The organism is Curtobacterium poinsettiae (assembly GCF_025677645.1).
GTDB lineage: Bacteria > Actinomycetota > Actinomycetes > Actinomycetales > Microbacteriaceae > Curtobacterium > Curtobacterium poinsettiae_A.
Genome location: NZ_CP106879.1, coordinates 3,130,923 through 3,157,269, shown reverse-complemented (window position 1 = coordinate 3,157,269; position 26,347 = coordinate 3,130,923). Strand labels below are relative to the sequence as shown.

General features: G+C 71.0%; 30 protein-coding genes. 17 read left to right on the top strand and 13 right to left on the bottom strand.

The window, feature by feature from the left end:
* Positions 1–10 precede the first annotated feature (10 nt).
* Both OE229_RS15035 and OE229_RS15030 read right to left on the bottom strand, forming a co-directional pair.
* Positions 11–181 (bottom strand): hypothetical protein, encoded by a 171-nt coding sequence (locus tag OE229_RS15035; RefSeq protein WP_017888559.1) that lies wholly within the window; start codon positions 179–181, stop codon positions 11–13.
* Between the two features lie 65 nt (positions 182–246).
* Positions 247–795: a TetR/AcrR family transcriptional regulator gene (locus tag OE229_RS15030; protein ID WP_027466318.1), complete on the bottom strand. Its 549-nt coding sequence runs from the start codon at positions 793–795 to the stop codon at positions 247–249.
* A 155-nt stretch (positions 796–950) separates the two neighbouring features.
* Here OE229_RS15030 and OE229_RS15025 point away from each other — a divergent pair, with 155 nt between their 5' ends.
* The 5 genes from OE229_RS15025 (at position 951) to OE229_RS15005 (ending at position 7,142) form a co-directional block, all read left to right on the top strand.
* Positions 951–2,987 carry an aldo/keto reductase gene (locus OE229_RS15025; protein WP_262138690.1) on the top strand — a complete coding sequence of 679 codons (2,037 nt, stop codon included), beginning with the start codon at positions 951–953 and terminating at the stop codon, positions 2,985–2,987.
* A complete protein-coding gene (locus tag OE229_RS15020; RefSeq protein ID WP_259579579.1) occupies positions 2,966–3,973 on the top strand; it encodes a LacI family DNA-binding transcriptional regulator in 1,008 nt (335 codons plus the stop codon). Before OE229_RS15025 ends, OE229_RS15020 begins: the two co-directional genes overlap by 22 nt.
* Before the next feature lie 212 nt (positions 3,974–4,185).
* Positions 4,186–5,709 (top strand): MFS transporter, encoded by a 1,524-nt coding sequence (locus tag OE229_RS15015; protein ID WP_262138689.1) that lies wholly within the window; start codon positions 4,186–4,188, stop codon positions 5,707–5,709.
* A gap of 264 nt (positions 5,710–5,973) precedes the next feature.
* Positions 5,974–6,483 (top strand): flavin reductase family protein, encoded by a 510-nt coding sequence (locus OE229_RS15010; protein ID WP_262138688.1) that lies wholly within the window; start codon positions 5,974–5,976, stop codon positions 6,481–6,483.
* A 44-nt stretch (positions 6,484–6,527) separates the two neighbouring features.
* The gene (locus OE229_RS15005; protein WP_027466323.1) at positions 6,528–7,142 is read left to right on the top strand and encodes a superoxide dismutase; all 615 of its coding nucleotides are present in this window, start codon (positions 6,528–6,530) and stop codon (positions 7,140–7,142) included.
* A gap of 149 nt (positions 7,143–7,291) precedes the next feature.
* Here the strand turns inward: OE229_RS15005 and OE229_RS15000 are convergent, their stop codons facing one another.
* Entirely contained in the window at positions 7,292–7,873 is a 582-nt protein-coding gene (locus OE229_RS15000; protein WP_182065646.1) for a TetR/AcrR family transcriptional regulator, read from the bottom strand.
* Between the two features lie 153 nt (positions 7,874–8,026).
* Between OE229_RS15000 and OE229_RS14995 the strand changes: the two genes are divergently transcribed.
* Entirely contained in the window at positions 8,027–8,998 is a 972-nt protein-coding gene (locus OE229_RS14995; RefSeq protein ID WP_263344666.1) for a carbohydrate kinase family protein, read from the top strand.
* 29 nt (positions 8,999–9,027) lie between these two features.
* Here OE229_RS14995 and OE229_RS14990 read toward each other — a convergent pair whose 3' ends face one another.
* From OE229_RS14990 to upp, 5 genes are all read right to left on the bottom strand, one after another.
* Positions 9,028–10,479, bottom strand: coding sequence for a serine hydrolase domain-containing protein (locus OE229_RS14990; RefSeq protein ID WP_262138687.1), 1,452 nt, complete (start codon positions 10,477–10,479; stop codon positions 9,028–9,030).
* On the bottom strand, positions 10,476–11,825 hold the full coding sequence (locus tag OE229_RS14985; RefSeq protein WP_262138686.1) for a cryptochrome/photolyase family protein: 1,350 nt from the start codon (positions 11,823–11,825) through the stop codon (positions 10,476–10,478). Before OE229_RS14985 ends, OE229_RS14990 begins: the two co-directional genes overlap by 4 nt.
* The gene (locus tag OE229_RS14980) at positions 11,822–12,334 is read right to left on the bottom strand and encodes a MarR family winged helix-turn-helix transcriptional regulator (RefSeq protein WP_182065650.1); all 513 of its coding nucleotides are present in this window, start codon (positions 12,332–12,334) and stop codon (positions 11,822–11,824) included. The genes OE229_RS14985 and OE229_RS14980 overlap by 4 nt, the downstream gene beginning before the upstream one ends.
* A 258-nt stretch (positions 12,335–12,592) precedes the next feature.
* Positions 12,593–13,360, bottom strand: a complete 768-nt coding sequence (locus tag OE229_RS14975) for a winged helix-turn-helix domain-containing protein (RefSeq protein ID WP_182065651.1) — start codon at positions 13,358–13,360, stop codon at positions 12,593–12,595.
* A gap of 518 nt (positions 13,361–13,878) precedes the next feature.
* Positions 13,879–14,514, bottom strand: coding sequence for a uracil phosphoribosyltransferase (gene upp / locus OE229_RS14970; protein ID WP_110861591.1), 636 nt, complete (start codon positions 14,512–14,514; stop codon positions 13,879–13,881).
* 76 nt (positions 14,515–14,590) lie between these two features.
* Here upp and OE229_RS14965 point away from each other — a divergent pair, with 76 nt between their 5' ends.
* On the top strand, positions 14,591–15,025 hold the full coding sequence (locus tag OE229_RS14965; RefSeq protein ID WP_259580320.1) for a nucleoside deaminase: 435 nt from the start codon (positions 14,591–14,593) through the stop codon (positions 15,023–15,025).
* On the opposite strand, the gene OE229_RS14960 is transcribed toward OE229_RS14965, so the two are convergent.
* On the bottom strand, positions 15,006–15,962 hold the full coding sequence (locus tag OE229_RS14960) for a cation diffusion facilitator family transporter (protein ID WP_259579573.1): 957 nt from the start codon (positions 15,960–15,962) through the stop codon (positions 15,006–15,008). The genes OE229_RS14965 and OE229_RS14960 overlap by 20 nt on opposite strands.
* 64 nt (positions 15,963–16,026) lie before the next feature.
* Between OE229_RS14960 and proC the strand changes: the two genes are divergently transcribed.
* Complete coding sequence (gene proC, locus OE229_RS14955) at positions 16,027–16,857, top strand: pyrroline-5-carboxylate reductase (protein WP_259579572.1); 831 nt, start codon at positions 16,027–16,029, stop codon at positions 16,855–16,857.
* Positions 16,858–16,942: 85 nt separating this feature from the next.
* Here proC and OE229_RS14950 read toward each other — a convergent pair whose 3' ends face one another.
* Together OE229_RS14950 and OE229_RS14945 are read right to left on the bottom strand one after the other, a co-directional pair.
* The gene (locus OE229_RS14950; RefSeq protein WP_259579571.1) at positions 16,943–17,638 is read right to left on the bottom strand and encodes a potassium channel family protein; all 696 of its coding nucleotides are present in this window, start codon (positions 17,636–17,638) and stop codon (positions 16,943–16,945) included.
* The gene (locus OE229_RS14945) at positions 17,631–19,064 is read right to left on the bottom strand and encodes a TrkH family potassium uptake protein (protein ID WP_182065654.1); all 1,434 of its coding nucleotides are present in this window, start codon (positions 19,062–19,064) and stop codon (positions 17,631–17,633) included. The genes OE229_RS14950 and OE229_RS14945 overlap by 8 nt, the downstream gene beginning before the upstream one ends.
* A 74-nt stretch (positions 19,065–19,138) precedes the next feature.
* Between OE229_RS14945 and OE229_RS14940 the strand changes: the two genes are divergently transcribed.
* The 5 genes from OE229_RS14940 (at position 19,139) to OE229_RS14920 (ending at position 20,845) form a co-directional block, all read left to right on the top strand.
* Positions 19,139–19,654, top strand: a complete 516-nt coding sequence (locus tag OE229_RS14940; RefSeq protein WP_110861584.1) for an ArsR/SmtB family transcription factor — start codon at positions 19,139–19,141, stop codon at positions 19,652–19,654.
* Between the two features lie 156 nt (positions 19,655–19,810).
* On the top strand, positions 19,811–20,005 hold the full coding sequence (locus OE229_RS14935) for a helix-turn-helix domain-containing protein (protein ID WP_017888579.1): 195 nt from the start codon (positions 19,811–19,813) through the stop codon (positions 20,003–20,005).
* 109 nt (positions 20,006–20,114) lie between these two features.
* Positions 20,115–20,213 carry a 30S ribosomal protein bS22 gene (locus OE229_RS14930; protein ID WP_003792170.1) on the top strand — a complete coding sequence of 33 codons (99 nt, stop codon included), beginning with the start codon at positions 20,115–20,117 and terminating at the stop codon, positions 20,211–20,213.
* 87 nt (positions 20,214–20,300) lie between these two features.
* A complete protein-coding gene (locus OE229_RS14925) occupies positions 20,301–20,555 on the top strand; it encodes a glutaredoxin family protein (protein WP_182065656.1) in 255 nt (84 codons plus the stop codon).
* The gene (locus tag OE229_RS14920) at positions 20,552–20,845 is read left to right on the top strand and encodes a Dabb family protein (protein ID WP_182065657.1); all 294 of its coding nucleotides are present in this window, start codon (positions 20,552–20,554) and stop codon (positions 20,843–20,845) included. The genes OE229_RS14925 and OE229_RS14920 overlap by 4 nt, the downstream gene beginning before the upstream one ends.
* A 125-nt stretch (positions 20,846–20,970) precedes the next feature.
* On the opposite strand, the gene aspS is transcribed toward OE229_RS14920, so the two are convergent.
* Positions 20,971–22,311, bottom strand: coding sequence for an aspartate--tRNA(Asn) ligase (gene aspS / locus OE229_RS14915; RefSeq protein WP_209133834.1), 1,341 nt, complete (start codon positions 22,309–22,311; stop codon positions 20,971–20,973).
* Positions 22,312–22,482: 171 nt separating this feature from the next.
* On the opposite strand from aspS, the gene OE229_RS14910 reads away from it, so the two are divergent.
* Positions 22,483–22,836 carry a hypothetical protein gene (locus OE229_RS14910; protein WP_262138685.1) on the top strand — a complete coding sequence of 118 codons (354 nt, stop codon included), beginning with the start codon at positions 22,483–22,485 and terminating at the stop codon, positions 22,834–22,836.
* A 169-nt stretch (positions 22,837–23,005) separates the two neighbouring features.
* On the opposite strand, the gene OE229_RS14905 is transcribed toward OE229_RS14910, so the two are convergent.
* On the bottom strand, positions 23,006–23,407 hold the full coding sequence (locus OE229_RS14905; RefSeq protein ID WP_410007318.1) for a MerR family transcriptional regulator: 402 nt from the start codon (positions 23,405–23,407) through the stop codon (positions 23,006–23,008).
* A gap of 42 nt (positions 23,408–23,449) precedes the next feature.
* Between OE229_RS14905 and OE229_RS14900 the strand changes: the two genes are divergently transcribed.
* The 3 genes from OE229_RS14900 to OE229_RS14890 all read left to right on the top strand — a co-directional run bounded on the left by OE229_RS14900 (position 23,450) and on the right by OE229_RS14890 (position 26,320).
* Positions 23,450–24,943 (top strand): SulP family inorganic anion transporter, encoded by a 1,494-nt coding sequence (locus OE229_RS14900; protein WP_262138684.1) that lies wholly within the window; start codon positions 23,450–23,452, stop codon positions 24,941–24,943.
* Between the two features lie 67 nt (positions 24,944–25,010).
* Positions 25,011–25,667, top strand: a complete 657-nt coding sequence (locus OE229_RS14895; RefSeq protein ID WP_262138683.1) for a histidine phosphatase family protein — start codon at positions 25,011–25,013, stop codon at positions 25,665–25,667.
* The gene (locus OE229_RS14890) at positions 25,664–26,320 is read left to right on the top strand and encodes a TlpA family protein disulfide reductase (protein WP_262138682.1); all 657 of its coding nucleotides are present in this window, start codon (positions 25,664–25,666) and stop codon (positions 26,318–26,320) included. Before OE229_RS14895 ends, OE229_RS14890 begins: the two co-directional genes overlap by 4 nt.
* The last annotated feature ends 27 nt before the right edge of the window (positions 26,321–26,347 follow it).

Sequence of the window (26,347 nt, the reverse complement as noted above, 5' to 3'; positions counted from 1 at the left end):
CGCTTGCTGGCTAGCGCTTGCCGAACACGTGGATCGGCAGGAAGAAGGAGAGGCTCATCAGGAGCACGCCAGCCATGAAGACGAAGGCCTGGCCCGACTCGACCTGGAAGGCGAACCCGAACAGGTACATCGACACCAGCAGCAGCAGGATCGAGAAAACAGCGGCGATGACGCGGCCCACGGGATACCTCCGGGTGTCGACGAGTGGATCGTTCCCCAGTCTATCCCCAGCCGGGGGGTGCCGGTTCACGCTCCGGGTCGCGTCGCGATCAGACGGTCGACGACGGTGAGCAGGGTCTCCATGTCGACGCTGCCCCGCTTCGGCCGCACCTCGCTCGCAGCTCCGAGCGAGGCCTGGTGGTACAGCCCGTCGCCGAGGAGCTTGACGGCCTGCGCGGTCGGCTCGTCGCCGAGGGCGTCGACGAGGGTCGCGAGCCAGGCGTTCTCGGTGTCGTCGAGGGTGCGTCCGGCCTCTTCGTAGCCGGCCTGCTGCAGGCGGCTCGCGGCGAGCAGGGCGAGGTCCAGCTCGCTGCCGACGAACAGGCAGTTGCGGACGAAGTAGCGCGCGGCGCCGTCCTCGGCCTCCTGCATCCGCTCGACGTCGATCGCGGACAGGTCCGACAGCCGTTCGCAGAGCCCCTCGACCAGCGCGGCCTTGGAGCCGAAGTGGTAGAGAAGCCCGCCCTTCGAGACACCGGCGCGCGCGGCGACGGCGTCGAGCGTGGCAGGACGCTCGCCCTCCTCGCACACGATGGCGACGAAGCTGTCGAGGACGCGGTCGCGGGCACTGGCCATGCCGAGAGTCTAGGAGCAGTTCTCGGGGGAGCGGACGCCAGCTCGTCCATCGCCGCCGTGAACGTTCACGAATCACCGCAGGACCGTTGCCGATTGCTCCGGTGTCCGCTAGCTTCGAACCGACCGTGAAGGTTCACGAGACGACAAGGATCCGCATGTCAGCGCAGACGGCGAACATGGCCACCACCCCGACCTCGACCAGCACCGACCGCCCCGGGTGGGCCGTCCTCGGCCCCGGCGGCATCGCCCGACGCTTCCTCTCGCAGCTGCCCGCCAGCGGGGGCGTCCTGGTCGCGGCCGGCAGTTCGTCGGCCGAGCGGGCGCGGGTCTTCGCCGACGAGGCCGCCGGTTTCGGGTTCGCGGACGTGACCGCCGGTACCTACGACCAGGTCCTCGCCGACCCGCGCGTGGACGCCGTCTACGTGTCGACCGTGCACACCGGGCACGCCCGGCTCGTCCTCGCCGCCCTCGAGGCCGGCAAGGCCGTCCTCTGCGAGAAGCCGCTCGCCGTGAACCACGGCACCGCGATGGCGCTCACCGACGCCGCACGGCAGGCCGGCCTGCCGCTCGTCGAGGCGTTCATGTACCGCTTCCACCCGCAGACCGCGGCACTGCTCGACCTGGTCCGCGACGGCGTGATCGGCGACGTGACCCACGTCGACGCCTCGTTCGCCTTCCGGACGGGCGAGCGCACCGGTCGCCTGTTCGACGTCGAGACCGCCGGCGGCGGGATCCTCGACGTCGGCGGGTACCCGGTGACGATGGCCGCCGCGATCGTGCAGGCCGCCACCGGTGTCGCCGTCGCCGAGCCCGTGGACCTCACCGCCACCGGAACCCTCGGGCCGACCGGGGTCGACGAGTGGACGGTCGCGCAGCTCACCTACAAGGGCGGGACCACGGCGACGGTCCGGACCGGCGTCTTCGTGCAGGACGACAACGCCGTGTCGGTGTACGGCTCGCGCGGTCGCATCGTGCTCACGGACCCGTGGACCCTTGGCGACGACCCCACCATCGAGATCCACACCGTCGACGAACCCCCTCGCTCGCTGTCGTTCGCGGGTGAGCACCCCTACGCCCGAGAAGCCGACGCCACCACCGACGCCCTGCGGGCCGGGGCGGTCGAGGCGGCGCAGATGACCATCGACGAGACCCTCGCCACCGCCCGCACGCTCGACCGGTGGCGCGCGGCGATCGGCCTGCGCTACCCCTTCGAGGCCGAGAGCGCCGACATCCCGACGGTGTCCGGCCGACCGCTCGCCGTGCAGGACGGCAACCCGATGCGCTCCGGCGAGGTGCCGGGCGTGGGCAAGCGGATGTCCCGCCTGGTGATGGGTGTCGACAACCAGCCCGACCTGGCACACGCCAGTGCGATCTTCGACCTGTTCGTCGAGCAGGGCGGCAACGTGTTCGACACCGGGTACATCTACGGCGGCGGTGTGCTCGAGGGGCGGCTCGGCAGGTGGATCCAGAACCGGGGGATCCGCGAGGACGTGGTCGTCATCACGAAGGGCGCCCACACCCCGCACTGTGACCCGGAGTCGATCACCCGGCAGCTGCTCGAGAGCCTCGATCGTCAGGGCACCGACTACGCGGACATCTACATGATGCACCGCGACAACCCCGACGTCCCGGTGGGGGAGTTCGTCGACGTCCTCGACGAGCACCGCCGAGCCGGGCGCATCCGCGTGTACGGCGGCTCGAACTGGACTCCCGCACGGTTCGACGAGGCGAACGCCTACGCGCGTGCCAACGGCAAGCACGGGTTCGAGGTGCTCAGCAACCACTTCGGTCTCGCCGAGGCGTACGACGTGCCGTGGGACGGCTGCGAACACGCGACCGATGCGGCATCGAAGGCCTGGCTCGAGGAACGTCAGGTCCCGTTGCTGCCGTGGTCCTCGCAGGCCCGCGGGTTCTTCACCGGCCGTGCGACGCCCGAGGACACCAGCGACGCCGAACTCGTCCGCTGCTACTACTCGGACGACAACTTCGAGCGGCTCCGGCGTGCGCGCGAGCTCGGCGAGCAGTTCGGTGTCCCGGCGACGGCGATCGCCCTGGCGTACGTGCTCAACCAGCCGTTCCCGACGTTCCCGCTCTTCGGACCCCGTACGATCGCGGAGGCCCGGTCGTCCATGACGGGCCTCTCCGTCGACCTCTCCCCGGAACAGGTGGCATGGCTGGACCTCCGCGCCTGACCCCGGGCGGCCGCACGACGATCATCGACGTCGCCGCGGCCGCCGGGGTGTCCCGGCAGACCGTCACCCGCGCGATGAACGGCATGTCCGGCATCAGCGCGGCGACCAAGGACCGCGTGCTCCAGGCGGCGGCCGCGCTCGACTACCGTCCGTCACGGTTCGGCCGTGGGCTCGTCACGGGTGGCGACCATCAGCTCGGGCTCGTCGTCAACGACCTGCGGAACCCCTACGCACCGGCACTCGCGTCCGCGGTGCTCGGCCTGGCCGCCGCCCGCGGGTGGAACGTCATGCTCGCCGACGTCGGGCTCGCGAGCGACTCGGACCGGATGGTGGAGTCCCTCGGCGCCCAGACGGACGTCGTGATCGGCTACCTCGGGTCCCGTGCGCCGGAGTGGATCGAACGGCTCGGCTCGGTCCCGGTCGTCGAGCTCGACCCCTCCGGGCCGGTGACCCGCGCCGCCGTCCGGATCGACCCGACCACCGCGATCGAGGCCCTCGCCGACCACCTCGTCGACACCGGGGTCAAGCACCCCGTCGTGCTCGACGCCGCCGCCGACGGCGTGCCGAGCCAGCGCGGGGAGCACATGGCCGCGGCACTCCGGCGTCGCGGGTACCTGCCCGACCTCGTCATCGTGGCCGCGCCCACCGCAGAGGCCGGTGCCGAACGAACCGAACGGATCCTCGCCGAGCACCGCCGGGTGGACGCGGTGCTGGCGTTCAATGACGTGCTGGCCCTCGGCGTGCTGTCGGCCTGCCGTCGTGCCGGCGTCGACGTCCCCGGGGACGTCCGCGTGGTCGGCGTCGACGGCCTCCCGCTCGGGACGCTCGTCGCACCGACGCTCACCACGCTGGCCGTCGACCTCGACGAGGTCGCGGGCCAGGCCCTCGACCTGGCGCTCGGCATGCTCGCGGGCGAGCTGCCGCGCTCGGGCGAGGCCGTCGAGCGCACCGTGCGACACCGGTTGCTGCTCCGCGAATCGGCGTAGGCCCGACGACGCGACCAGTGGACCGACACAAGGCCCGTGGCGGGATCGCCACGGGCCTCCCGGCCACGGCGGTTGCATTTGCAATCAAAACCGTCCAGACGGTACACTAACGGGGTCCTGACGGGGCGCGTGTCGATTCCGCGTCCCGTCTCGTCTGCCCCACGTACCACCCGCCGTCGACCTGGTCCGGCTCGAAATCCCAGGAGTCCGCTGTGTCCGCACTGCTCACCAGCCCCGTCGCCACCCGCGTCACCGGGAGCCGCGCCCGACGGTTCCTGGCGCTCGCGGTGCTCATGCTGCCGGTCCTGCTCATCTCGGTCGACAACACCATCCTGAGCTTCGCGCTGCCGTCGATCAGTCGCGCGCTGAACCCGGACGCCACCACGCAGCTCTGGATCGTGGACGCGTACCCGCTGGTGCTCGCCGGCCTGCTCGTCGTGATGGGCAGCATCGGTGACCGCATCGGCCGACGGCGGATCCTGGTGATCGGCGCGACCGGGTTCGCCCTGTTCTCGGTCGCCGCGGCCTTCGCGACCGACGCCTGGATGCTCGTCGCGGCCCGGATCGCGATGGGCGTGTTCGGCGCGATGCTCATGCCCGCGACGCTGTCGATCATCCGCAACGTGTTCGTGGACGCGGGGGAGCGGCGGATGGCGCTCGCCGTCTGGTCGACGATGTTCGCTGCCGGCAACGCGCTCGGCCCGCTCGTCGGCGGCGCGCTGCTCGCGCACTTCCACTGGGGCAGCGTGTTCCTGGTCGCGGTGCCGATCCTCGTGCTCATGCTCGTCGGTGTGCCGTTCTGCGTGCCGGAGTCCCGTGACCCGATGCCCGGGCCGGTCGACATGCCGAGCATGTTCCTGTCCCTCGGCGCCCTCGCACCGATCGCCTGGGCCATCAAGTCGGTCGTGCACCCCGAGGAGCGTGGCCTCGCGATCGCGATGCTCGCGGTCGGTGTCGTGTGCGGCATCGCGTTCGTCCGTCGGCAGCTGCGGTCCCGCACGCCGATGCTCGACCTGCGCCTGTTCCGCAGCACGGCCTTCACCGGCAGCGTGCTGATGAACCTGGCGGCAATGTTCTCGCTCACCGGGTTCCTGTTCTTCATCGCCCAGCACCTGCAGCTCGTGGCCGGGCTCGACCCGTTCACGTCCGGCGTCGTGCTCATCCCGGGGTCGGTCCTGACCATCGTGGCCGGGCTCGCGGTCGTGCCGGTCGTGGCACGTGTCGCCCCGCGTTGGGTCGTGTCGGTCGCGCTGCTGTTCTCGGCGGCGGCGTACGCCCTCGTCGCGGTCCTCGGGCACCACGCGTCCATCGCCGCCCTGGCGTTCGCGTTCGTGCTGCTCGGCATCGGGATCGGGGCGTCCGAGACGGTGACGAACGACCTCATCATCTCGACGGCACCGGCGGACAAGGCGGGTGCGGCGTCGGCGATGTCCGAGACGGCGTACGAGATCGGCGCCGTCCTCGGGACCGCGGTCCTCGGGACGATCCTGGCGACGACCTACCGCGCGCACGTCGTGGTGCCCGACGGGCTGTCCTCGGCGGCGCACGTCGCGGCGCAGGAGACCCTCGGCGGCGCGGTCGCCGCGGCGGGGCAGCTCGGTGGCAGCGCCGGGCAGGTGTTGCTCGAGTCGGCACGGGCCGCGTTCGACTCTGGCGTGACGATCACGGCGGGCGTCGCGGCGGTGCTCATGGTCGTGGCGGCCGCGGGTGCGCTCGTCATGCTCAAGCGCCGCTGAGCGGTCGCGCGGCTGAGCGGTCGAGCGGGCGAGCTGTCGAGCGGGCGCGCGCACGTCGCTCCGCTCGCTTCGCTGCGCTTCGTGAGCAGGATCGGTCGGGTCGCCGTGTGTGACCCGACCATTCCTGCTCACGAAGTGCCACGACGGCGCGCCCGGCCGCGCCCGAACCTGTGAATCGTTGACCTCAACCAGGGTTCAGGTCATACGTTGGGTGGCAGCCGCCGAGTGACGGCAGCCCCTCCCGAAGGAACGACCACGATCACCATGCCCGACGAAGCACCGGCCACCATCGCCGACGCGTACAAGTCCGCCTTCCGCGGGCACCCTGCCGGCGTCGCCGTCATCACGGCCGAAGGCCCGGACGGACCGACCGGCCTCACCGCCTCGAGCGTCGCGAGTGTCGCCGTCGACCCGCCCGTCCTCGTCTTCTCGCTCTCGACGAACTCCGGCTCGGCCGGGGTCGTGCTCGGTGCGCCGCTGTTCGTCGTGCACCTGGTCGACTCCCTCGGGGTCGCACTCGCCAAGCGGTTCGCCTCGACCGGCAGCCCGGCGGCGGACGACCCGATCTGGGGCACCCTGCCGTCGGGCGACCGCTACCTGCCGAGTGCGGCGAATGCGCTCCGCTGCCGACCGCTGTCGACGACGCCCATCGGCAGCTCGACCGTCGTCGTGGCCGAGGTGCTCGACATCATCGTCGGTGCCGACCGCGGCGAGCCGCTGGTCTACCACAACCGGGAATTCCACTCCCTCACCGATCGTTCCCGGCTCTCGTGAGCCGCGGAGCCGCGTCCACAACCCACTGATCGAAAGGACCTCACATGGCTGAGTACACCCTGCCGGAACTGCCGTACGACTACGCCGCGCTCGAGCCGCACATCAGCGGCAAGATCATGCAGCTGCACCACGACAAGCACCACCAGGCCTACGTGACCGGTGCCAACACCGCGCTGCAGCAGCTCGGTGAGGCCCGTGAGTCCGGCAACTTCGGTGCGATCAACAAGCTCGAGAAGGACCTCGCGTTCCACCTCGGTGGCCACGTGAACCACTCGATCTTCTGGACCAACCTCGGCCCGGACACGAAGGTCCCCGAGGGCGAGCTCGCCGCGGCGATCGACGAGTTCTTCGGCTCGTTCGAGAAGTTCCAGGCACAGTTCGCCGCCGTCGCGAACGGCATCCAGGGCTCCGGCTGGTCCGTGCTGGCCTGGGACACCGTGGGCCAGAAGCTCACCACGTTCCAGCTCTTCGACCAGCAGGGCAACATCCCGTTCGGTCTCGTCCCGATCTTCATGCTCGACATGTGGGAGCACGCCTTCTACCTCGACTACCTGAACGTCAAGGCGGACTACGTCAAGGCCGTCTGGAACATCGTCGACTGGGAGAACGTCGCCGCTCGTTTCGAGAACGCGAAGTCGCAGCGGTTCGTCACGCTCTGATCCGCGTCGGCGGGTCACCACGGTGACCACCTGACGAACGGGAGGCACGGTGCCAGCTGGCACCGTGCCTCCCGTTCGTGGCCCAGGTGCCGTTCCGGGCCGTGCGCCGTCGCCGGGGACGCGAGCGGACCGCGATCGCGTGCGTGCGCTCAGCGCACGCGGTCTGCGTCAGCCGTGCTGGCAGCGAGGTCGTGGGCGATGCGACGCAGTGCCGCGTCGGCGTCGATGTGCGCACGGTCCACGAGTGCGCCCCACTGGGCTCCGCGCGCGGCCAAGACCGTGTGCTGGGCCGCACGTTCGGCGAGGACGGGGTCGGCGCCGTGTGCTCGGCACCACGCCCGGATGGCTGCGACCTGGCAGCGGTGCGCGCGGCGCTGCCGGTCGCGCCCGTCGAGGGATTCGACCGACCCGAGTTCGAAGGTGAGCCGTGCAGCCAGTGCGCGGTGTGGGTCGTCGAGCCCGCCGAACGTCGCGATCAGGTGGTCGGCGAGGGCGTCCGTGTCGGCGGCAGGGTCGAGCGCGGGCGCTCGGTGCGAGGTCGCGAGGTGCTCGACGACGGAGTCGATCAGGGCGTCGCGCGAGCCGAAGTGGTAGACGACCGGGTAGGCGCTCGTCCCGAGCACGCGGCCGAGGCCCCGGACCGTGACGTCCTCGATCTTGGTCTCGACGAAGTGGTCGACGACCTTCTCGAGGATCGCGGGTTTGCGAGTGGGGTCGGGCTTCCTGGGCATGGCTTCTCCGTCGTCGGGGTGGTCGCGCGACCGTCCACATACTAGCAATCGGTATATCAGTACTACGTCGGATGGGCTTGCCGGAACCGCTGTGAACCTCCGTTTTCACCGATAGAAACGGAGTAAAACTCGGTTCCAGGTACACTGTTGCGGATGTCCATGCCGTACGAGGGCGCTCTACCGCCGTCCCAGCCCGAGGGGACCCGCGCCGGACGGGTGGTCGCGGGCCGTCGTCGCGGCGCCGGAAAACGCTTCCTGGTCGTCGGCAACGTCTTGGACGGCGTCCTCGTGCACACCACCGCGCACCGGATCGGGGTGCACGATCCCGCCGCGGAGATCCGCCACCGGCCGACCGGTGCCGGTGGCAACACCGCCACCTGGCTCGGCTGGCTCGGGGCCGAGGTCGACGTCGTCGCCCGTGTCGGGGTCGACGACGTCTACCGCCACGAGCGCGCGCTCGAGGACGCCGGGGTCCGCGCCCACCTGCGCTACGACGCGATGACGTCCACCGGGGTCGTGGTCTCGGTCCGCAACGACCACGGCCGCACCGCGATGTCGGACCCCGCCGCGAGCGGGAAGATCAGTGCCGCCGACGTTCCGCCGTCGGTGGTCGCCCGCGCCGACATCGTGCACCTGACCGGCGCCGCCATGCTCGGCGGCGGGGCCGACCGGCTCGCGGACCTGGTGGCGTGCGCCCGGACCGGCCCGGCGCGCGTGGCGGTGGATCCCTCGTCCGTCGCGGTGATCGAGACGATCGGTGCCGACCGGTTCCTCGAGGCCCTGCGGGGCGTCGACGTGCTCTTCCCCGACCAGCACGAGGCGCTCGCCCTCGCGGGGGGTGACGACCTCGACGCCGCGGTGCGTCGGCTGACCGAGCACGTCCCGCTGGTCGTCGTCACGGCCGGGGCCGACGGCGCGCTCATCGGACGCCGGGGCCGCAGCGTCCACCGGGTGCCCGCGACACCGGCGACCGTCGTCGACACCATCGGGGCCGGGGACGCCTTCGTCGCCGGGTTCGTCCGTGCATGGGCGACGGATCCGGTCCGCGTCGGTGCGGCAGCCCGTGAGGGCACACGGGTCGCCGCGCGGGCGCTCGGCTTCGTGGGCGGTCGACCGCCGGTCTGAGCCGTCCCGGCCCGAGTCACACCCCTTGGTCAGCGCTCCGCCGGTTCGGCGACGACGTTCAGGGTCTGGACGCGCCCCGCGGCGGCGGGCGCGAGGCGGATCTCGACGCGCAGGCGCCCGCACGTGCCGGGGAGCCACCAGCGCAGGTGCGACGGTGTCGCCGCGTACTCGGCGACCGGTGCCGCACCGAGGTCGGCGCCCACCTCGGCGACGGCCTGCGCCACCGCCCGCCGGCGTCGGTCGTACGGCACGTCCATCGCTACGTTCGGGGTGCAGATCGCGTCCGCCAGGTCGTCGCGCCAGTCAGCCAGGAGGCGCGTCACGGCGGACTGGGCGGCTCGCGTCGCGCGGGTGGTCGCCGCCGCCCCGCTGCTCGCTCCGGTCGCGTCGGGCGCCTGGGCCGTCAGCACCGCGTCGAGCACGAGGTCGTGCGCTCGCTGGGCGGCCGCGGAGACCTTGGCCTGCGTGGCGTTCTCGAACGCGACGACCCCGACGCCGTCGCGCACGGACCACCGCATGTGCGCGGAGAAGCCCGGGTAGCCGCCGGAGTGCGAGACGAGCTCGCCGAAGCGATCGTCCTGCTCGACGAACAGTCCGAAGCCGTACGCCGTCGCCCGGGCCGAACCCGGGACGACGGACGGGGGGACGACCCGCATCGCCTGCTGCATGAGCCGGCGGTCGGCGGGGGAGACCGGGCCGGCTTCCGGTGCGGCGGAGAACGCCGAACCGAGGTGCGTCGCCCAGCGTGCCAGGTCACGCACGGTCGAGAAGAGCCCGCCGATCGACGAGAAGGCGCCGGGGCCGGTCATCGGCAGGGGTTCCCAGTCGCCCTCGTGTCCGCGGACACCGGTGACGACGAAGCCGGTCGACTCGTCGGCGCTGAACACGGTGTCGGTGAGTCCGAGGGGACGGAGCACGGTCTCGCTGGCGGCCGCGGTGAAGGGCTGACCGGTCACGACGGCGACGACCCGGCCGAGCAGCGCGTAGCCGAGGTTCGAGTAGGCGAAGCGGGTGCCCGGGAGCGAGTCGAACAGCAGGCCGCCGCGCAGGACCTCGTCGAGCTCGGCGTCCGAGATCGACTCCTGCCGGTCGGCCCAGGGGTCGTCGGTCGGGAACCCGGCCGACATCGTCAGCAGCATCCGTACCGTGGGGACGGGGGAGTCCGCGGTCGGCAGGTCGACGGCGCCGAAGGCCGGCACGAAGTCGGTGATCGGCGCGTCGAGGTCGAGCGCTCCCCGGGCGACGAGGGTCAGCAGGGTCGCGGCGGTGACGCTCTTGGTGCAGGAGGCGATGCGGTACACGGTGTCGGCGTCCGGTCGGCGTCCGTCACCGCGGTCACCGTGCCCACCGGACGCGACGAGCCCGGAGCGGTCGAACACGCCCCACACGCTGCTCGGAGCGATGCCCTGCTCGACACGCGACCGGAACAGCTCGTCGACCCGGTCGACGACGGTGGCGATCGCCTGGTGCGGCCCGGTCACGAGCGCCGCATCCGTTCGTAGGCGTCGAGCGCCCGCTGCCGCGACGCCTTCAGGTCGACCATCGGCTCGGGGCGCAGCTCGTCGGCGGGGACCCAGCGGTGGACGTACTCGCGGTGCGGGTCGAAGCGCTCGAGTTGCCGATCGGGGTTGAAGACCCGGAAGTACGGGGCGGCGTCGAAGCCGGAGCCCGCGACCCACTGCCAGTTCGCCGCGTTGTTGGCGGGGTCGGCATCGACCAGGGTGTCCCAGAACCACTGCTCCCCGACGCGCCAGTCGACGAGCAGGTTCTTCACGAGGAAGCTGCCGGCGGCCAGCCGCACCCGGTTGTGCATGGCGCCGCTGTGCCAGAGCTCCCGCATGCCCGCGTCGACCAGGTCGAAGCCGGTCAGGCCCTGCCGCCAGCGGTCCAGCTCGGCCGGTTCCGGATCACGCCACGGGAACGCGTCGAAGTTCCGACGGACGTTGACGGTGGCGATGTCGTCGCAGTGGAAGTACTCGTTCCAGTTGAACTCACGCCACGCCAGCTGCCGGAGGAACGCGGCGGCGTTCTGGCGCTGCGCGGGCTCGAGCCGCTCGTGCAGGCGGTGCCACACCTGGTAGGGGCTGATCTCGCCCCAACGCAGGAACGGGGAGAGGCTGCTGGTGGCTTCCATCGCGGGCTCGTCGCGCTGGTCGTAGTCCTCGAGCGCGTGCTCGACGAAGTGCTCGAGCTGCTGGCGGGCACCGTGCTCGCCCGGGATCCAGGCGTCACGGAGCCCGCCCGCCCAGTCGGGCTTCGTCGGCAGCAGTGCCCAGTCGGCCAGTGCATCACCTGTGACGTCGGCCGCAGCGGGCAGGTCGTCGGGGTCGGGCAGGGGGTGGCGTGGTTCGGGCAGTGCCTGGACGGCGTTCCAGAACGGGGTGAAGACCTTGTACGGCTCGCCCTGCCCGGTGAGCACCGTCCACGGCTCCCAGAGCAGGTTCGCGGCGAAGCTGTGTGCCTCGACGTCACGGTCGTGCAGGGCCGCCTTGATGCCGGCGTCGATGTCCCGCTCGACGGCGCCGTACCGACGGTTCCAGTACACGGCGTCCGCCCCCGTGTCGGCGACGAGCTGGTCGATGACCGTCGCCGCGGCACCGCGCCGGAGGACCAGCCGGGAGCCCCGGTCGCGCAGGTCGGCGTCGAGGGCGGTCAGTGAGTGGTGCAGCCACCAGCGGCTCGCGGCACCGATCGGACGGAGCCCGGGGGACTGCTCGTCGAGGACGACCACCACCGTGACGTCGCCACCGTGGTCGATCGCCGCACGCAGCGCGGGGTTGTCCGACAGCCGCAGGTCGTCACGGAGCCAGACGATCGCGCCGGTCACACCGTCGCCGCATCCGGAGCGACCACCGAGCGAGCCGTCGACCGTCGGCCCGGTGCCGTGCCGACCGCCAGCCGGAGTTTCGTGCAGAGTTCGGTGAGGGTGCGCAGTTCGGGGTCGGACAGCCCGGCACCGACCTGCTGCGCGATGCTCGCCGCGTGCTGCACGGCAACCTGGCGGTAGACGTCGAAGCCGTGCGGGGTCAGCGCCACGATCACACCGCGGGCGTCGGTGGGGTCCGGCTGCTTCTCGACGATGCCGCGGGCGAGGAGCCGGTCGACCAGGCGGCTGACGCTCGGCTGGGTGAGGAGCAGGTGCCCGGTGAGGTCGCGCATCCGGCAGCGGCGTCCGGGCTGGGTCGACAGGTTGAAGCAGACGTCGTACTCGTTGAACGAGATCTCGTCACCGGGGAAGTCCGCGTTGAGACTCCGCATCACGGCGACCTGGGCGCGGAAGAGCGCTTCCCAGGCGGCGACGGCAGTCGCCTTCTCACTGCGGCGTGTCTCGCTCACGTTCGCGTTCCCTCCGGTCGTACGGTCTGACCACACTACCGACGGGGTCCGACAGGAGCCGGGCGACATGCACGAGGGCCGGCCGCCTGTCGGCGACCGGCCCTCTCCCTTGCACCAAGAGTTTCCTGCAATCACATTCCACAGGCGGTGCCACAGCAAACACCGTCTGCACCATCGACTGTATAACGAAGCGGTAACGGCGCGCCAGCCTGTCCGGGGCCGGTTCGCTGCGAGTTCACCAAGAGCAGCCGATCGAACTCAGAAGAGGTCGGGCGACGGGGTGGACGCGTACCGCACGGCGACGTCCGCGTGCCGGTCGAAGCGGTAGCCGACGCCGCGCACCGTGCGGACGATCTCCTCGAACGCGCCGAGCTTGGAGCGGAGCCGACGCACGTGCACGTCGATGGTGCGCTCGTTCGGGGTCTCGTCCTCGCCGTCCGACCAGAGGCCCTCGATGATCGCGGAACGGTCGACGGTCTGGCCCTCGCGGAGGACCAGGAACTGCAGGAGCTCGAACTCCTTGTAGGTCAGGGGTGCCGCTTCGCCGTCGAGGGTCACGCGCTTCCGCGAGATGTCGATGACGACACCGGTCTCCTCGGGCTCGGGCTTCTCGGCCTGCTTGCGGGCGGCCACCGCGGAGCGGTCCTGCAGGGCGAGGCGGACGACGTCGACGTCCCGGCCACCGGAGTGCTCGGCGGCGACGGCGACGGCCGCGTACGTCTCGGACGACGGGACGAGCTGCGCGGTGAGGGCCTTGAGCTGCTCGACCACCGCGGCCAGGGTCGTGCCGGCGGCGGCGGCCTTCGCTTCGTCGATGCCGACGTACAGGGCGAAGCCGCGGGCCTCGGTGCCCTCGGGGAGTGCGCGGTTCCGCTGCGGCGCGACCACGGGGCTCGTCGGAACGGTGCCCGGTCCGGTCGCCGCCGGCGAGGCCGGGCGCGGACGGATCGGGGTGACGGTGCCGAGGTCGGTCGGGGCCGGTGCGGAGCGGAGCGCGGTGCGGGGCTGGGCGATGGTGAGCGACATGGTGGTTCTCCGGGCGGTGTGGCCGGTGCGCGGGTGGCGCGGCGGCCGGTGTCGAATGCGTCATCCCGGGGACGGCGGTACGCCGATGTGCCCTGCGGTCCTGCTGCGGACCGGGGCCGACCCGGGGGAACGGGAGACAGACCTCGTGACGTGGTGCGCGTCGCCGACGGTGTCCGTCACCCGGGGATCACGCGCTCGCGACGGGGGTGGTGTCGCGGGGGATCCGGCTGGAACGGGTGCCGATCAGGCACACATTCGACAACGCATGACCGGCATGGTCGGCATCATCACGCCGACGGTCCCCACTGCCCCTGCGGAGGAGCACGCCTCGGAGAGGACGCGGGTGGACACGGTTGCAGTCATGTGACGAGTATCAGCGGTATACCAACGCGGTGTCAACCGTCCGCGCGGACGGTGCCCTCCGCGCACCGGCGGCGGTGGACCGGGCTGACGGACGACGGGAGGCCCGTGGCGGTGTCGCCACGGGCCTCCCGTCGATCGTCGGTGGCGTCGACTGCCTACTCGGCCAGGCCGTAGAGCCGGTCGCCGGCGTCGCCGAGGCCCGGCACGATGTACCCGTTCTCGTCGAGCTTCTCGTCGAGCGCACCGAGGACGATCGAGACGTTGCGGTCGCCGACGGCCTGCTCGACCATGGCGAGCCCCTCGGGAGCACCGAGGATGCACACGCACGTGACCTCCTGCGCACCGCGGGCGAACAGGAAGTCGATCGCGGCGGCGAGGGTGCCACCGGTGGCGAGCATCGGGTCGAGCACGAAGCACTGCCGACCGGACAGGTCGTCGGGCAGGCGCTCGGCGTAGGTCTGCGGCTCGAGCGTCTCCTCGTTGCGGGCCATGCCGAGGAAGCCGACCTCGGCCGTCGGGACGAGCTTGACCATGCCCTCGAGCATGCCGAGCCCGGCGCGGAGGATCGGGACGACGAGCGGCCGCGGCTTGGCGATCGCGACGCCCATGGTGTGCGCCACCGGCGTGTCGATCGGCGTCGCCGTGACCCGGACGCCCCGCGTGGCCTCGTACGCGAGGAGCGTGACGAGCTCCTCGGTCAGGGCGCGGAACGTGGGGGAGGGCGTCGTACGGTCGCGGAGCACCGAGAGCTTGTGGGTGATGAGCGGGTGGTCGGCGACGTGGACTCGCATAGGGTCGAGCCTAGCGTGCCGCCGACCGTCAGGAGGTCCCGTGGAGGAGCCCGCAGCCCGCCCGTTCGTCCCGGCGATGGAGCGTGCGCTCGACGAGGCCCGACGGTGCCTGGAGACCGACGACGTCCCCGTCGGCGCCGTGGTGCTCGACCGGGACGGCGCCGTGGTCGCCACCGGCCGGAACGAGCGCGAGGCGCGACAGGACCCGACGGCCCACGCCGAGGTCATCGCGCTGCGTGCTGCGGCGGCGGTGACGGGGGACTGGCACCTCGAGGAGCACACGCTCGTCGTGACGCTCGAGCCCTGCCCGATGTGCGCCGGTGCCGTCATGGCCGCACGGGTGCCCCGGGTCGTGTTCGGCGCGTGGGACCCGAAGGCGGGTGCCAGCGGCAGCGTCTACGACATCGCCAGGGACCGCCGGCTGCCGCACCGCTCCGAGGTCATCGGAGGCGTGCTCGAGGCGGCGTGCGCCGAGCTGCTCGACGACTTCTTCAGTCCGCGGCGAGGATGACGATCGCCTCGGTCGGCGGCTGCGGCCCGGTGCGCAGGACGTCCGGTTCGACGTAGATCACCCGGGCGATCGGCACGGCACCCCGGACCCGCTGCTCCACGGTGTCGATGCCGGCGGCAACGTCACCGAGCCGGCGGTCCCCGTCCACGGCGACCTTCACGCCGACCATCAGCTCGTCCGGCCCGAGGTACAGGGTCTTCAGGTGGATGATCGCGTCGACCTCGGGTCCGTCGAGCACCGCCTGCTTGATGCGCTCGACGTCGGCGGCGCTGGCGCCCTCACCGACGAGCAGGCTCTTCGTCTCGATGCCGAGCACCACCGCGACCGCGATGAGCAGCGCCGCGATGAGCATGGTGCCGATCGCGTCGAACACCCCGTTGCCGGTGATCGCCGTCAGGCCGACGCCGAACAGGGCGAAGACCAGGCCGAGCAGGGCGGCGGTGTCCTCGAGCATCACGACGGGCAGTTCCGGGGCCTTCGCGCGGCGGACGAACTGCACCCAGCTGAGCGAGCCCTTCTGCGGCCGGGCTTCCTTCAGGGCGGTGCGGAGCGAGAAGCCCTCGAGCCCGATGGCGATGACGAGCACCACGAGGGGGAGCCACCAGTTCTCGAGCGGGTGCGGGTGGGCGAGCTTCTCGATGCCCTCGTAGAGCGAGAAGACGCCACCGACCGAGAACAGGATGATCGAGACGACGAACGCGTAGACGTACCGTTCACGCCCGTAGCCGAAGGGGTGTTCCTGGTCCGCAGCTCGCCGTGCCTTGCGGCCACCGAGCAGCAGCAGGAGCTGGTTCGCGGAGTCGGCCAGGGAGTGCACGCCCTCGGCCAGCATCGACGCCGATCCGCTGATCGCCGCCGCGATGAACTTCACGATCGCGATGCCGATGTTGGCACCGAGTGCGGCGAAGATCGCCTTCGTGCCTCCGGAAGCGCTCACAGCTGTCCCCTTCTCGTGGTCTGCGACACGATCCTAGGCGGGTGGCGTCGGTAGGGTCGGGAGCATGACGATCGACCTGCCCCGCACCGCCCTGCTCGGCGTCGGCTCCATGTCCGGCGCGGTCCTCGACGGCCTGCTCGCAGCGGGACTCGACCCGGCCACCGTGACCCTCACCACGAAGTCGGAGGCGTCCGCTGCTGCCCACCGGCAGCGCGGCCTCGACGCCACCGCGAGCGACACCGACCCCGACGCCAACCGGGCGGCCGTCCGCGGTGCCGCCCTCGTCGTGGTCGGCGTGAAGCCGTACATGATCGCGGACCTGCTCGACGAGGTCGCAGACGACCTGGAACCCGGCGCCGTCCTGGTCAGCGTCGCCGTCGGCACCACCACCGCGAGCATGGAGGCTCGGGTGCCCGGCGGTGTCCGGGTCGTCCGTGCCCTGCCGAACACCCCGATCGGCGTCGGCCGCGGCGTCACCGGCATCAGCGCGGGCACCTCGGCCGACGCCGCGGCCGTCGCGCTGGCGTCGTCGGTGTTCACCGCCTCGGGGGAGGTCATCGAGGTGCCGGAGTCGCAGCTCGACGCGTTGTCCGCCGTGTCCGGTTCCGGTCCCGCCTACGTCTTCCTGCTGGTCGAGCAGTGGCAACGTGCCGCCGAGGAGCTCGGGTTCACCCACGAGCAGGCGGCGACGATGGTGCAGGGCACCGTCCGCGGCGCGGTCGAGCTGCTCGCGCGGTCCGGCCGGGAGCCCGCCGACCTGCGCCGTGCGGTGACGAGCCCGAAGGGCACGACGGAGCGGGCCGTCGCGGTGCTGCAGGACGCCGACCTGGCGGACACGCTGCTGCGCGCGTCGCGTGCCGCGATCGCGCGGGCCGAGGAGATCGCCGCGTCGTAGACGCACCACGAGGCGGACGGGAGGCCCGTGGCGACGCCGCCACGGGCCTCCCGTCCGGCCCTGGTCGCGACCCGGGCCGCGCTCGCTACTCGTAGGCGGCGAAGCGCTCCAGGTCGATCTCGGAACCCGAGACGATGATGACGTCGTCCTCACCGATGACGCTGTCCGGCGTCGCCGGTACGAACGGGCTGCCGGGCGGCTTGATGCCGAGCACGGTCAGGCCGAAGCGGGTGCGGATCACGGTGGTGGCGAGGTCCTTGCCGCGGACTGCGCGCGGCGGGAACATCTTGACCACGGCGAAGTCGTCGTCGAACTCGATGAAGTCGAGCATCCGGCCGGAGACCAGGTGTGCCGTTCGCTCGCCGGCCTCGCGCTCGGGGTAGACGACGTGGTTCGCCCCGATGCGGGACAGGATCGTGCCGTGCGAGCGGCTGATCGCCTTCGCCCAGATCTGGGGGACGCCGAGGTCGACCAGGTTCGCCGTGATCAGGACGCTCGACTCGAGGTCGCTGCCCGTGCCGACGACGGCGATGGCGAAGTCCTGCGCGCCGATCTGCCGGAGCGCGTCGATGTCGGTCGCGTCGGCCTGCACCGCGTGGGTGACGCGGTCGGACCACTTCTGCACCAGTCCGGCGTCGGTGTCGACGACGAGCACCTCGCGGTCCTGACGTTCGAGCTGGCCGGCGGTGGCGGCCCCGAAGCGTCCGAGCCCGATGACGAGGACGGGAGCGTCGTGACTGATGGCACCGTGCTGGTGCGACGAACGGGTGCGGTCAGCCAACGATCGGCCTCTCCTCGGGACGGCGGAACAGTTGCCGGCTCTGGCTGGCGGCCAGGGCAGCGGCGATGGTCACTGTACCGACCCGGCCGAGGAACATGGTGGCGGCGAGCACGTACTTGCCCGGTTCCGGCAGGTTCGCGGACACGCCGGAGGACAACCCACTGGTCGAGAACGCCGAGATCACCTCGAACAGCACACGGTCGAGCGAGTCGTCGGTGATCTGCAGGAGCACCACGGTCGCGACGGCCACGATCGTCGCTCCCCAGAGCACGATGGCCACTGCGACCCGCAGGACGTCGCTCGGGATCCGGCGGCCGAAGGCCTCCATGCTCTGGCGTCCACGCGCCTCGGCGACCGCGGCCAGGAACAGCACCGCGAGGGTCGTCACCTTGATGCCGCCGGCGGTCGACGCGGATCCGCCGCCGATGAACATGAGCATGTCCGTGACGAGCAGACTCGAGCCGTTGAGCTGGTCGAAGTCGACGAGCGAGAAGCCGCCGGAGCGGGTCATCGTCGACAGGAAGAGCGCCTGGAACGCCGTGCGCCCGGCTCCTTCTTCGCCGAAGGTCGTCGGGTTCGACGCCTCGAGTGCGGTGTAGACGACCGCGCCACCGAAGAGCAGGACCGCGCTCGTCGCCAGGGTGAGCTTGACGTGGATCGGCCAGCGCCGCGGGGTGCGCAGCTGCTTCGTCAGGGCACGGATCACCGGGAACCCGATGGAGCCCGCCACGACACCGATCATCAGCAGCGTCAGGAACCAGTAGTCGTGGGCGAACGGGTCGAGGCCGTCGGCGTTCGGCGAGAACCCGGTGTTCGTGAAGGCCATCGCCGCGTAGTAGAAGGAGTCGCCGACCGCCGTCCAGAACGGGATGCCGGCGATGAGCACCGACGGCAGGAGCAGCAGGCCGAGGACGATCTCGATCGACAGCGTGCTCACCGCCACGGTCGCGAGCAGGGTGCCGACCTCGCCGAGCCGGACGGCCTGTCCCTCGGGCACGGCGCCGTGGTGGGTGCGGAGCGGGTTCGAGTCGCCGGCCGCCATGAGCTTGGCGCGAAGGCCGAGCCTGCGGGTGACGAAGAGGCCGAGGATCGACGCGAAGGTCAGGACACCGACGGCACCGATCTGGGTGCCGATGACCACCAGGACCTTGCCGAACACCGACCAGTGCGTCGCCATGTCGACCGTGGACAGCCCGGTGACGCAGACCACCGACGCCGCGGTGAACAGGGCGTCCGCGAAGTGGGTGCTGCTGCGGTCCGCGGTGGCCCACGGCGTCATGAAGAGCACCGTGAACAGGAAGATCAGCGCGATGAACACGACGATCGCCAGTCGGGACGGCGACGAGCGCAGCACCGTCGCGATCCGGCTCGCTCGCCGTCGGCCGACACTCACGTGGTGCGGGATCGGCTCGGTTCGGTCGAGCATGCGTGTGCCTCCGAGGACATGGGCCGGGACGGTTCGTCATGGTACATCCGTGGCGCCCCGGCTAGCCTTGCCCCATGGCCGACATCTTCTCCGTCGTGGCGGACCCGACCCGGCGCGAGCTGCTCGGCACGCTGTTGTCCGCCTACGGTTCGGACGTCACCGGCGGGGAGCTCAGCGTCGGCCAGCTCGTCGAACGCCTCGGGGTGAGCCAGCCCACGGTGTCGAAGCACCTGCGTGTCCTGCGTGACATCGGTCTCGTCACCAGTCGCGAAGAAGGGCAGCACCGCTACTACCGGCTCGACCCCGAGCCGCTCGTACGCCTGGAGGACTGGGTCCTGCCGTTCACGGGCGCGGTCGACGCCGACGGCACCCCGGCCACCACCGCGTGGACGCCGGACGGTCAGCCCGTGTCGATCCGCCGGAACGGCGCGGCCGGCAAGGCGACCGTCGAGGTGGGCACCGAACTCGGCCGTGTGATGGCCGAGGCGTCGTACCGGGCCACCGCGGCGATCTCCGGGGCCCAGCAGGGCTGGGAGCGTGTCGTCGACCGCAGCCGCAAGCGCTTCACCCGCCGGGGCGACGAGGACTGAGCCCTGCCGCACGGGCTTCCGAGCACCGGGCGGGACCGGTGCGCGCTGCTCGGACCGGTCCTGGACACCGGGTCGCACACGCCTCTACAGTTGCCACTGACCACACAGGTCACACCACTCCCGTGCGCAGCGTGCGTGCGAGCCCGAAGGCGGACCATGACCGGCAGTTTCGACGACGTGCGCTTCCTCACCGTCGCTGAGGTCGCCGAGATGATGCGCGTCTCGAAGATGACCGTGTACCGGATGGTGCACGCCGGTGAGCTCCCCGCGATCCGCTTCGGCCGCTCCTTCCGCGTCCCCGAGTCGGCCGTCGCCGACGTGCTGCGCGGTGGCGTGGCGGACGTCGGCTGAGCGCGCGTTCGACATCACAGCGGGCAGCCGGTAGACTCGGGCAGGTTGATTTTCCGCGGTCTCTTCGGCCCGGTGTCCGTACATCAGCATCAGTCCGAGCGAGGTCCACATGGGTTCTGTCATCAAGAAGCGTCGTAAGCGCATGGCGAAGAAGAAGCACCGCAAGCTCCTTCGCAAGACGCGTCACCAGCGCCGCAACAAGAAGTAGACCCGCACAGGTCTGCGCAGGTCGGAGGACCTGCACGAGAAGCCCCGGTTCGCCGGGGCTTTCGCGTTCCCGGACTACGCTGGGACCATGCCCGCAGTGACGTTCCTGACGAAGCCCGGATGCCATCTCTGCGACGACGCCCGACCCGTGGTCGAACGCGTCGTCGCCGACCACCCGGGGGTCACCCTGCAGGAACGCTCGATCCTCGACGACGACGCCCTCCGCCAGGAGTACGCGGAGGACATCCCCGTCGTGCTCATCGACGGGCGCGTCCACAGCAACTGGCACGTCGACGCCGACCGGCTCGCACGTGCGCTCGAGAAGGCCGGTGCCCGCGCATGATCTCCCACGTCGTCTCCTGGTCCCTGCGGAACGACCTCGACCGCACCGCGTCGATCGCCCGCATCCGTGAACTCCTGACCGGCCTGGTCGGCACCGTCGAGTCGATCCGCTCGCTCGAGGTCGTCGAGAACGTCGCCTACCCGGACAAGAACCACGACGTCGCCGTGGTCGCCACCTTCGACGACCTCGCCGGGCTCGACGCGTACCAGGTGCACCCGGAGCACCAGGCTGCGGCAGCGGAGATCCGTGAACTGGTCACGGCGCGGGCCGCCATCGACTGGCAGAGCTGAGCCGGGCCTCCCGTCCGGGCCCGGCGCTCGCGCTCGTCGCTTCGTGAGCAGCAATGGTCGCCTCCCGCACCGGGAGGCGACCATTGCTGCTCACGAAGTGCGCGCGGCCTCGCCGCGCTCGGTGCCTACGGGGTCAGGCGCGTCGGGCCACGGAACAGGTACGTGACCTCGCGGATCGACGGCTCACCGAGCATCAGCATCAGCACGCGCGCGAGGCCCATGCCGAAGCCACCGTGCGGCGGGACGCCGTAGCGGAAGAAGTCGAGGTACCAGCCGAGTTCCTCCGGGTCGAGGCCCTTCTCGACGGCCTGCGCCTCGAGCACGTCGACTCGGTGCTCACGCTGGGCGCCCGTGGAGATCTCGGCACCGTTGAAGATGAGGTCGTAGCTGTTGGTGACCGACGGGTCGCCCGGCTTGCGCATGTGGTAGTAGGGCCGGATCGAGGCGTCGTACTCCGTGACGAACACGAACTCCGAGCCGTGGTGCTCCTTCGCCCAGGCGGCGACGCGGCGCTCGCCCTCGGGGTCCAGGTCACCGTCGGCGCGGACGACGTCGTAGCCGCTGTCGGCGACGATCTTGCGCGCGTCGGCCAGGGTCACGCGGGGGAACGGCGTCGCGGGGACCTGCAGCTCGAAGCCGAAGACCTCCTCGATGTCCTTGCCGTACTTCTCCTTGACGGCGGTGATGCCGGCGACCAGGACCGCTTCGTGCATCGCCATGACGTCCTCGTGGGACTCGATCCACGAGAACTCGGCGTCGACGCTGGTGAACTCGGTGGCGTGGCGGCTCGTGAACGAGGGGTCGGCGCGGAAAGCGTCGGCGATCTCGAACACCGCACCGAAGCCGGCCGGCTGTGCCATCTGCTTGAAGTTCTGCGGCGACTGAGCCAGGTAGGCGGTCGTCTCGAAGTACTCGAGCTGGAACAGCTCGGCGCGCGACTCGGACGCCGACGCCATGAGCTTCGGGGTGTGGATCTCGATGTAGTCGCGGTCGACCCAGTACGTGCGGAAGGCGTGCTCCAGCGTCGTCTGGATGCGGAAGATCAGGTTCTGCTTGCGGTTGCGCAGGTCGAGGAAGCGCCAGTCGAGACGCTTGTCGAGCGACGAGTCGTCGGCGATCGGGGTCTCCGGGATCGCGGCGCTCACCACCTGCAGCGCACCGATCTTGACCTCGAGCCCGCCGAGCTTCACGCGCTCGTCGTGCTTCAGCGTGCCGGTGACGTGCACGAAGGTGCCGTGTGCCAAGCCGGAGATCTCGGTGGTGGTCGCGAGGGCGGACTGTGCGGCGTCGTCGCCGTCCTCGGCCTCGCGCGTCGCCGGGTTCACGAGCTGGACGGCGCCGGTCTCGTCGCGCAGCACGACGAACTGCACCTTCTTCTGGTCTCGGACGGTCTCGACCCATCCGGCCACGGAGACGGGACCGTCGGGGAGGGCTGCCAGGTCGGCGATGCGGGTGCGTTCGATCACGGTGGTCGAGTCTAACCGCCTGCGTCCGGGGGCGTGGGCGGCAGGGTTCCTCCCTCCACAGGGCCGCCTGCGTCCGGCGTTCTCCACCGATGGCCGGGAGGCCCGTGGTGGCGTGCGTGCGGTCCGTAGCGTTCTCGACGTGGCCGGGTCGCGGGACGAGAGGGGGACCGGGTGGGGACGGGGACAGGGGAGCTCGCGACCTGGCCGCCTGCGGCGGTCGCGACGGTCGTCGCGTCGTTGATGGCGCTCGGCGGCACCACGACGGCGACGATCTGGTCGTTCATGCGGTGGCGGCGAGAGCAGCGCGCGATCGAACGCGCGTACGTGTGGCAACAGGTCGTCTGGGCGGCCGAGATGGTCTCGTCCGACGACGTCGGCAAAGCCGAGATCGGTCGGATGGTCGCTGGAGCGATGTACGACATGCAGATTCATGGACGGGTCGATGATTCGGGTGTGAGTGTCCTGGTACGAACACTCGGAAAAGAGGTATGCGATGCAACGGATGTTCATGCACATGACGGGTGAGGAACGTCGGCGCGCTCAGGTCCGGCTCAACCAGGTCATCCTCGACGCGTACCCGAAACGGAAGGCGCGGAAGATGATCGCCATGTTCGAGCGGGTGGAAGCCCGCCTGGAGTACACCCCGGAAGAAGCTGCCGAGGCAGAGCGGCGATGGCTCGCACGGTACGAGCGTTCAGGGGAGCGAAGCGCGGAGTGACCCGAGCGTGCCGATGAACTCCTCGGCCATGCCGGCCCGCTCGACGAGCTTGGCGTGGCGGGCTCGGGCGTCCTCGAGGTACACATCGAGGCGGGCCGCCAGTGCCGGTTCGTCCTCGGGGTCCTTCGTCGCGAGGGCGTCGACCACGCGGAGCAGCTCGGCCATCTCGTCGAGCGTGAACCCGAGTGGCTTCATCCGGCGGATCACGAGCAGCCGTTCGAGGTCCTGCGCCGTGTAGACCCGGAACCCCCCGGTGGTGCGGCCGCTCGGCACGAGCAGTCCGACCTCGTCGTAGTGCCGGATCGTGCGCAGGGACATGCCGGCGCGGTCGGCGAGCTCGCCGATGTGCATCGTGTCGGGGACGTCGCTGGTGCTCACGGGGTACGACTCTACCCTTACGTGAGGGTAGAGTTCCGAGTGATGTCCGTGATCACCCACGCGCCGACGGCCCCGAGCGTCCTCGCCGCCCTCCGCTCGCCCCGCATGCTCACCCGAGAGGTCCTGGCCGGCATCGTCACCGCGCTGGCCCTCATCCCCGAAGCGATCTCGTTCTCCGTCGTCGCCGGGGTCGATCCCGCGGTCGGCCTGTTCTCGAGCGTCGTCATCGCGATCGTGATCTCGATCGTCGGTGGTCGCCCCGCGATGATCTCCGCCGCCGCCGGCTCCGTGGCGCTCGTCATCGCCCCGCTCGTCCGCGAGCACGGGATCGAGTACCTGGTGCCCGCGATCGTGCTGGGTGGCGTGTTCCAGCTCGTGCTCGGGTTCCTCGGGGTGGCACGGCTGATGCGCTTCATCCCGCGCAGCGTCAACGTCGCGTTCGTGAACGCCCTCGCCATCCTCATCTTCACCGCCCAGCTGCCGAACCTGCTCGGCGACGACGTGCCGTTCGTCGTCTGGCCGCTGACCGTGCTCGGCATCGCGGTCATCGTCGGCTTCCCGTTCCTGACGAAGGCGATCCCCGCACCGCTCATCGCGGTCGTGGTGATCACCGGCATCACGATGGTGTTCAGCGTCGCCGTGCCGACGGTCGGCGACGAGGGCGCCCTGCCGACGGCGCTCCCGGGCTTCGGCGGCATCACGACGCCGTTCACCTTCGAGACGCTGCAGGTCGTCGCCCCGTACGCGTTCGGCGTCGCGATCGTCGGTCTGATCGAGACCCTGCTCACCGCGCAGCTCGTCGACTCCATCACGGAGACGGGGTCGAGCAAGTGGCGCGAGTCGTGGGGCCAGGGCGTCGCGAACATCACGTCCGCCTTCTTCGGCGGGACCGGCGGCTGCGCGATGATCGGCCAGACGGTGATCAACGTGAAGACCGCGGGTGCCCGGACCCGCGTCTCGACCTTCGCCGCCGGCGTCTCGGTGCTGGTCCTGACGATCGTGCTCCACGACCTCGTGGCCCAGATCCCGATGGCGGCACTGACGGCGGTCATGCTCATGGTCTGCGTCGCGACCTTCGACTGGCACAGCATCCGACCGCGCACCCTCCGACGGATGCCGCTCGGCGAGACCGCGGTCATGCTCGTCACCGTCGTGGTGGTCGTCGTGACCGAGAACCTCGCGACCGGGGTGCTCGTGGGTGTGGTCGTGGCGGCCCTGGTCTTCGCCCGCCGGGTGGCGCACGTGGTGACCGTGGTCCGCGAGCCCGTCGACGACCGCACCGTGCGGTACCGGGTCCGGGGGGCGCTGTTCTTCGCCTCGTCGAACGACCTCGTCACACGGTTCTCGTACGCCGAGGACCCGGAACACGTGATCATCGACCTGGCCGACGCCCACGTGTTCGACGCGTCGACGGTCGCGGCGCTCGACGGGGTCGAACAGCGGTTCGCGAAGCACGGCTCGACGGTCGAGGTGGTGAACCTCGACACGGGGTCGATCGCGCTGCACGGGCGGCTCTCCGGTGAACTCGGCGGCTGAGTGCTTCCGCATCCGGTGAATCACCTGAGGGGGCGGTGGGAACGGCGGGCGACCTACACTGGAACCCATGCCTGCGACCCGTCTCCACCTCGTCCGGCACGGAGAGGTGCACAACCCGGGCCGCGTCCTCTACGGCCGGCTCCCGGGCTTCGGGTTGAGCGACCTCGGCACGCGGATGGCGCAGGCCTCCGCGACCGCCTGGAAGGACGCCGGTGTCGACGTGCGACGGATCGTCGCCTCCCCGCTGCAGCGCACGCAGGAGTCCGCCGCACCCTGGTCGGCCGCCTACGACCTCGACGTGACGCTCGACGAGCGCCTGATCGAACCGACGAACCGCTACGAGGGGCAGCCTCCCGGGTTCACGAAGCGCTCGCTCGGCCGCCCGGCGGAGTGGCCGTGGATCGCGAACCCGCTGCGTCCGAGTTGGGGCGAGGCGTACGAGTCGATCGCCAACCGCATGCTCGCGGCGATGACCACGGCGTGGGAGAGCGTGGACGAGGGCGACGTCGTCCTGGTCAGCCACCAGCTGCCGATCTGGATGGTCCACCGGAAGCTCGCGGGGGAGCCGCTGTGGCACGACCCGCGCAAGCGCCGCTGTGACCTGTCGAGCATCACCACCGTCGAACGTGTGCCCGCCACGTCGACCGGTCGGTTCACCGAGGTCGGGTACGCGGACCCCGCGCAGGAGCTGCGCGCGACCGCCGTCGACGAAGGAGCAGTGTGAACAGCACGAGCAGTGTGAACAGCCCGAGCAGTGCGCGCGTCATCAGCAAGCGGTTCGCGGTCCTCGCAGCGACGGCCGTGGCCGCCGTCCTCGTCCTGTCCGGCTGCTCGTCGGACAGCGGCGGCATCGCGAAGCAGTACGGCAACGGCACGACCCAGAACTACATCTCCGGTGACGGCGCCGTGACCGAGGTCTCCGCGAAGGACCGCACCGACCCGGTCACCTTCCGGGCCGAGGACTCGAACGGTGACACCGTCTCGTCGAAGGACCTCCGGGGCAAGGTCGTCGTCCTGAACTTCTGGTACGCCAGCTGCCCCCCGTGCCGCGCCGAGGCGAAGTACCTCAACCAGGTGCACGACGAGTACGCCGACGCCGACGACGTCGCGTTCATCGGTGTCAACGTCCGTGACGAAGCGGCGACCGCGGCCGCCTTCGAGCGCACCTTCGACGTGCGGTACCCGACCGTCCTCGATCAGCGCACGGGCACGATGCAGCTCGCGATGTCCGGTCAGATCGCACCGAACGCGGTGCCCGCCACGATCGTCCTCGACACCAAGGGGCGCGTGGCCGCCCGGGTCCTCGGGGCGATCGACGGCACGAGCATCCTGCAGACCCTGGTCAGCGACGAGCTCGACGCCGGCAAGGCCTCCTGACCCGTGACCTCCAACCCCTTCGCGGAC